We start from the raw sequence: 5,675 nt of genomic DNA on the forward strand, positions 1-5,675 counted from the left end.
GCTGCGAGCTGGGAGACCCAACACGTGAAGAGGGAATTTCCTGTGACTCCTCCTGGAGGAGCCTGGCCACACAAGAAACTTCCCTGGCTCAAATTCAGAGAAAAGCTCAGCGAAGCGTCTGGCAAGGATCGATAGCAGCACTGCCACCCATCCTGCCCGCTATAGGTGAGGACCAGGAGCCCACGGTAGAACCAGGCAAGTCGAGATGGGTCCTGGAGCAGACGGCTGGAAACCCAGGCATCATATGCCTGCAGACCAGGAAGACTCGGCGCTAATACGCCTCCTGCTTTGGAGTTCTGGAGCGCCTGCGGATCACACAGGAGTGCGGCGAAGAAGGCCCCTATGAGATGCTGCTCAACACTGCTCTCCCACTCAACCTCTAGAGCAATGCTGCACTCTTGCGCAGCACCTCCCTGATACCCGGCCCCTGTCCAGCGGCTTGCCGCCTGCTGCGGCCTGAGCAGCACGTCAGACACCGCCTGAATCGCCCGAGCGAGGTTCGTTTTGCCGCTCCCGTTTGGGCCAACGATGACATTCAAACCAGCATCAAGATCTCTCCATATGAATGAGGAGAAGGACAGGAACTGATGAATTTCTATACCTCGGAGAATCATCAGAGTGCGTCCTCTTGTGTCTTCACTTCAGGGGAGGCAGCTTCCCTTGAGGGGATGCTTCTCAGAGCCTCTGCGAGTCACTGGGAGTTCACGGAGTCGAGAGACACTGCTCTCTTCCTGGGAACAGATCGCCTCCCGGGACCTCCTGCCCAGGCGGTGGCTGAGAGGAGAAAGCGGTTGACTGACCCCCGGACAGGAACATCCAGACAGAGATCGTGTATCCGCGGGCAGGCTCTCCTGGGTGTTCCAGCACGGAGCGCACATCGCACACGCAGAGGATCACGCCTGCTCCTGCAGCCTGTCTTTGCGCAACGCCTGCGGTGTGTGCCCTGGCCTGCCCCTGTTCTTCTCTCCACAGATCAGTACGTCGAGAGTCTTGTCATTCCAGGAGTCGAACCACCAGCCCCTGGCTTCCCAAGACAGAAGCGAGATCAGCCTGCGTCCAGCGTTTCCATCGGCTCGCTCCTTTTGCTGCCGGAAGGAGCGCACCACCTGGCCCGGACGAGGAAAGCCATCTGGCCCTAGCTCAAAGGTGGAAGAGCAGAGTGATCGTTATTCCCTTCTACCACACGCATGCGAGCCACCTCTCTGCTGATGCTCATCTCATTGGAAATGCTACGGTGGAAAGGATACCTCCATAAAGATTCTCCTCTCAAGTGAGACCGGTGCTTCAACCATCGCCTTGGTGAGGCGATCTTCTCTCTTCCTCCAAGAGCCAGGACCGTGTGAACAGGTAAGGAGTTCTCGAATTTGGGTTGAGCGCGAAGGAGGGCAGGAGGAGCAGCCCAACCGGAAACCCTGACCTCCCTTCATCAATCGAGCCAAAAGGAGGAAACAAGGCAATGGCCACCGCACCACAGCCCTGCCTGTACCCGTACCCGCAGGCAGGCATCGCTCTCACCGTCCTGTCCGCGTTGTGGGCAGCGGCAGGCCCAGCGAGCAGCACCGCCCCCTCGTGCGCAGGCGCTACTCATCCTGACGAGGAGATGTACAGAGATCCTGAATCTGGAAAGGAGCGCTCACATGGCCCTCTTTCATCGTCTCTTCACACGCCGCCGCGCTCGGGCCGCCGTCGCCTCGGCCCTGCCCGATGCGCTCGCTCCCTCAGACGTACCACCTTCCTCCCGGCAGCGCCAATATCTGGAAGATGTGCCCTCTCTGTTCCCCAAGGACCCGCTGGAAGACCAGCGGCTCAACTACCAGACCAGCAGCCAGCAGGTGGACTGCCTGGGCGTGGGGTCCCAACACCCAGGTGGAACACACCTCATCTCTCGTGCTCCCGGGGAGGAAGCGCAGCGGAGGTGTCCCTCTTCCTTCCTTCCCGAACCCACCGCTGTTTCTCCTCCCACAGCAGGATGCCTAAGAGGCGCCTGGCGCTGTCGCCTCGGAAGAGGCGGAAGCTCCCACCGCTCGCACGGCGACGGGCAGGGTCACCGATCCCAGCTGCCAGCAGCACGTCGGACCTTCCCAACGGAGTGCCAGGGCCTCTGGCGGCGGGCACCCCAGGGCCTGCCACTGGGCTGCCGCGGCCTCCAGCTGCTGCCACCACTGAGCCGCCTCACTGCCATGCGCTCGCACCAGCCACTGAGATGCCGTCTCCTCCTCCAGATGCACCAGCGCGCGCTGCTGCGGTTGCCAACAATTCACCATCCACTGGCCTGCCCTCGTGCGCCCCACTGTGCCAACGGCCCCAGTGGCCCACTGCAGCCACCATCGTCCAGCAGACTGCTGGAGGGCCTGGGGCACCAGGCTTGTAGCCAGCTCGCGCCACTGGCGAGCCGGCTGGCGACTCAGCTCATGAAGGGCCTGCAAGCAGAAGCGCTCCCCTGTCAAGGGCATGAAGGCGCACGGCTCCGGCAGGCAATGTCCTCTTCCCTGGAGCCTGCTCGGCTCCGTCGCAGCGGCCTCTGTGCGCTCGAATACGAGCAGCCGTCCTTCCTGCAGCCCCCCTTGCAGCGGCAAGACGAGGCGTCCCCCTGGGGCCAGTTGGCGCAACCAGGCCAGCGAGAGTGAGGCCGCACTGGCTGTCACCAGCAAGCGCTCATAGGGCGCGGCTGCCGCATAGCCCAGCCAGCCATCGGCACAGATCACGCGGACCGGTCCCACCGTTCGCAGCAGCGCCGCTCGGGCCTGCGCTGCAAGCTCTGGCACCACCTCGACAGTGACCACGCGCCGAGGCTCTCCGGTCAGCCAGGCCAGCAGCGCCGCCGTGTAACCGGTCCCCGTCCCGATCTCCAACACCTGCTGGCCCGGCAGCACCTCCAGTGCCTCTAGCATGCGCGCCATATAGGAAGGCATGGAGCTGGAGCTGCTGGGCCAGTCCCCATCCAGGCGCGTGACCAGCACCTGATCGGTATAGACGAGTTCCAGCCAGCGCTCGGGCCCGCAGGCCGCTGCCTGGCAGAACTGCCAGCCTCGACCGTCTTCCGTACGCACGTAGCAGTGAGAGACAAATGCTTCGCGTGGCAGCGTGGCAAAAGCGGCAGCCACCCGCGCTGACTGCAGCACCCCGCAGTGCCGCAGGTGCGCCACGAGCTGCTGGCGGAGCTCGCGGCTCCTCCAGCTTTCCTCCTCTCTCACCACAAGCCCACCTCCTCGGGCGAGGCTAAGAGAGTGGCCATCGCCGCGGCGAGGGGGACACCCGTCTGTTGTTCCAACCAGTACCATTGACCTGCAGGATTCAACTCTAAGAACACTTCTTCTCCCTCGGGGGAAACGATCAGATCCAATGCAGCAAACTGCAGGTGAAAGTGACGCAGCACATCCAGCACGCGCCGCTCGGTTTCGGAGGAAAGCTGGCGCCGTCCATAGCGGAGATCAGTATAGCAGCGACGCCAATCCAGACGCGTGCGTTCGGACGCTTGCGAATAGATCTCGAAGGCAAAGACCTGCTGCCCCATCACGACCACCCGGAGCTCCAGCGCCTTGGGAATCTCCTCCTGAAAGAGGGTGGGAGCACTTCGCACTCCCTCCAGCCAACCAGTATGCTCAGGCAGGACCCGCTGGGTATAGATCACCTGCGTCTCTGAGAGAGGGGGCATTGCTGGCAACAGACCTCGCGCCAGCGCTTTGCAAATGACTCTCCCCTGACATTGCTCTAGAAAGGCTCGGGCCGCCGCCGGGTCCGTCGTCAGCAGCGTGCGGGGAATGCGCCATCCCAGCTGCGCTGCGGCCTGCAGCTGCGCCGGCTTATACTCCGCGGCCTGGAGCCGCTCGCGCTGATTGACCCAGCACGGACGGAGCCCCCAGCGAGGCCGATGGGCCGCTGGCTCTGTCTCCCTGTTCAGGCCCGCTGCCTCCAACACGACAGGTCGTTCTGCCAGGACTCCCAGGAACCCACGGGTGGTCTCGTCCTGGATAAAGGTCTGAACAGGTGGAGCATAGGCCCCAGCAGCCTGCGGGAAACGAGGCCGTCGCCACCAGACGCTGATCACCTCCTCTATTTCCCAGGCCTCCCCTGGGGGACAGCGACAGGTTCCTTCCCAGCGGCGTGCATCAGTGCTGAGCGTGGCCACCAGGGGAGCGTGGGCCAGCCGCGTCGGCAGATCAGCCAGATCCAGGCAGACCGGCTGTACCCCATGCCGCCGGAGCTCCTGGATCACCGGAGGTGCATGAGCATCTTCCGCACGAGTGAGGATCACCACAGTTGATCGAGCCATCAGGTCCTCCCCGTCCCTTGTCTTCCCCTCACCACCATCCCTCCACGTCCTCCTGCGGATTCGAGTCCGCTCGCTGCCCGGTGTTGGTGGGTGCCCCTCCAGAGATATCCTCGTCGTCCAGATAGTCCGTGTGAGTGGGTCCATCAGGACCGGTCTGGTACGGCGTCTCCGAAATGGTGAGATCATCGTCCCGTTCGCTCACTGGCTCCAGGTAGTGAAGCAGGAAAGGCAGCGGGAATCGTTCTGGATCATGCGTCAGGTGAGAAGCAGTCATCTGCTCGTGCTCCAGGTCCACACGTGCCTCGCGCAGGGAGAACACCTGAGCGGGGACAGGAGGGCTGGTCGACCGCCAGCCCGCTCCCTTGATGCCGCAGAATTCACGCGAGTCTGTGAATACAGAAGGAGTATAGTCACACGTGTTTCTCCTGTCAAGTCGTGCTATGAGAAGCAGTCTCAGTAGACGAGCAAAAAGCTAGACAGGCCCTGTGAGCAGCAGGTCTCAACAGGAGGAAGAGCCGGTTCTGTCACACTCGGTCAGCTCGAGCACTCCAGATGTGGCCCAACGGAGCGCGCCATCCGCGTCCTGGGGCTGACCAGTGCTAGCCCGCCGCAAGCCCCCAGGCTTGAGCCTGGGGGGATAAGGCAGGCTTCCCCCGCGGCTTGAGCCGCTGATTTCCTCGTCGACACGTGGTATACTATCGACATGGAGGATCAGCGCGATGAGCACCGGGTTCACCTCATTCTGTATCATTTGGTCTTCTGTCCCAAGCGGCGTAAGCCTATACTGGTCGATGATGTTGCAAGAGATGCAGCGGCGTTGATTTACCGCAAATGCGAACAACAGGGGTGGGAGGTTGTTGCATGAGAGATCATGCCAGATCACGTTCACTTGTTTGTCCGCGTGTGGCCGACCACAGCGGCAGCTGATGTAGTTAAGGAAGTCAAGGGGATTACCTCACACGAGCTGAGAGCTACCTATCCGCATCTCCTTACATTGCCTTCTCTCTGGACGAGAAGCTACTTCGCTGCTACAGCAGGCAACATCTCACAGGAGACGATAAAGCGATATATTGAGTCGCAGAAAGACAAATAAATGTATAAGGTGTATGTTTATCGTCTCTCCCCTAGTCAGGTACAAGAAAAAGCGCTTGCTTCATACAGTGGAAACATGTCGGCGGTTCTACAATGACCTCCTGGCAGAGCGCCGGGATGCCTGGACCAACGAGCACCGGTCAATCTCCAAGGTCGAGCAGCTCCGCAAGGTCAAGGAACTCAAAGCGACTACCCCAGATGCAAGGGATATCCACAGTCATGTTCTCCAGGTGGTCGTCGCCGATCTGGACCGCGCATTTACAGCTTTCTTCCGGCGTGTAAAGGCTGGCGAGAAACCTGGGTACCCCCG

4 protein-coding genes and 1 pseudogene are annotated in these 5,675 nt (G+C 61.6%); 1 reads left to right on the forward strand and 4 read right to left on the reverse strand.

Features of this window, described 5'->3' with window-relative positions; all coding sequences use genetic code 11:
* The 4 genes from ACFMO7_RS17415 to ACFMO7_RS17430 all read right to left on the reverse strand — a co-directional run.
* A partial coding sequence (locus tag ACFMO7_RS17415) for an AAA family ATPase (RefSeq protein WP_376796759.1) occupies positions 1–614 on the reverse strand: 614 nt, incomplete at its 3' end.
* Positions 615–1,973: 1,359 nt separating this feature from the next.
* Complete coding sequence (locus tag ACFMO7_RS17420; protein WP_376796760.1) at positions 1,974–3,197, reverse strand: hypothetical protein; 1,224 nt, start codon at positions 3,195–3,197, stop codon at positions 1,974–1,976.
* Positions 3,191–4,273, reverse strand: a complete 1,083-nt coding sequence (locus tag ACFMO7_RS17425) for a hypothetical protein (protein WP_376796761.1) — start codon at positions 4,271–4,273, stop codon at positions 3,191–3,193. Before ACFMO7_RS17425 ends, ACFMO7_RS17420 begins: the two co-directional genes overlap by 7 nt.
* A gap of 28 nt (positions 4,274–4,301) precedes the next feature.
* A complete protein-coding gene (locus ACFMO7_RS17430) occupies positions 4,302–4,547 on the reverse strand; it encodes a hypothetical protein (RefSeq protein ID WP_052889449.1) in 246 nt (81 codons plus the stop codon).
* A 429-nt stretch (positions 4,548–4,976) separates the two neighbouring features.
* On the opposite strand from ACFMO7_RS17430, the pseudogene tnpA reads away from it, so the two are divergent.
* Positions 4,977–5,366 (forward strand): annotated as a pseudogene (gene tnpA / locus ACFMO7_RS17435) (IS200/IS605 family transposase).
* Positions 5,367–5,675 lie beyond the last annotated feature (309 nt).

The organism is Thermogemmatispora sp., from assembly GCF_042408735.1.
Classification (GTDB): Bacteria; Chloroflexota; Ktedonobacteria; order Ktedonobacterales; family Ktedonobacteraceae; genus Thermogemmatispora.

Coding starts and splice junctions, on each gene's coding strand:
- ACFMO7_RS17425 (WP_376796761.1), bottom strand. CDS start 4,273: ATGGCTCGATCAACTGTGGTGATCCTCACTCGTGCGGAAGATGCTCAT.
- ACFMO7_RS17430 (WP_052889449.1), bottom strand. CDS start 4,547: ATGACTGCTTCTCACCTGACGCATGATCCAGAACGATTCCCGCTGCCT.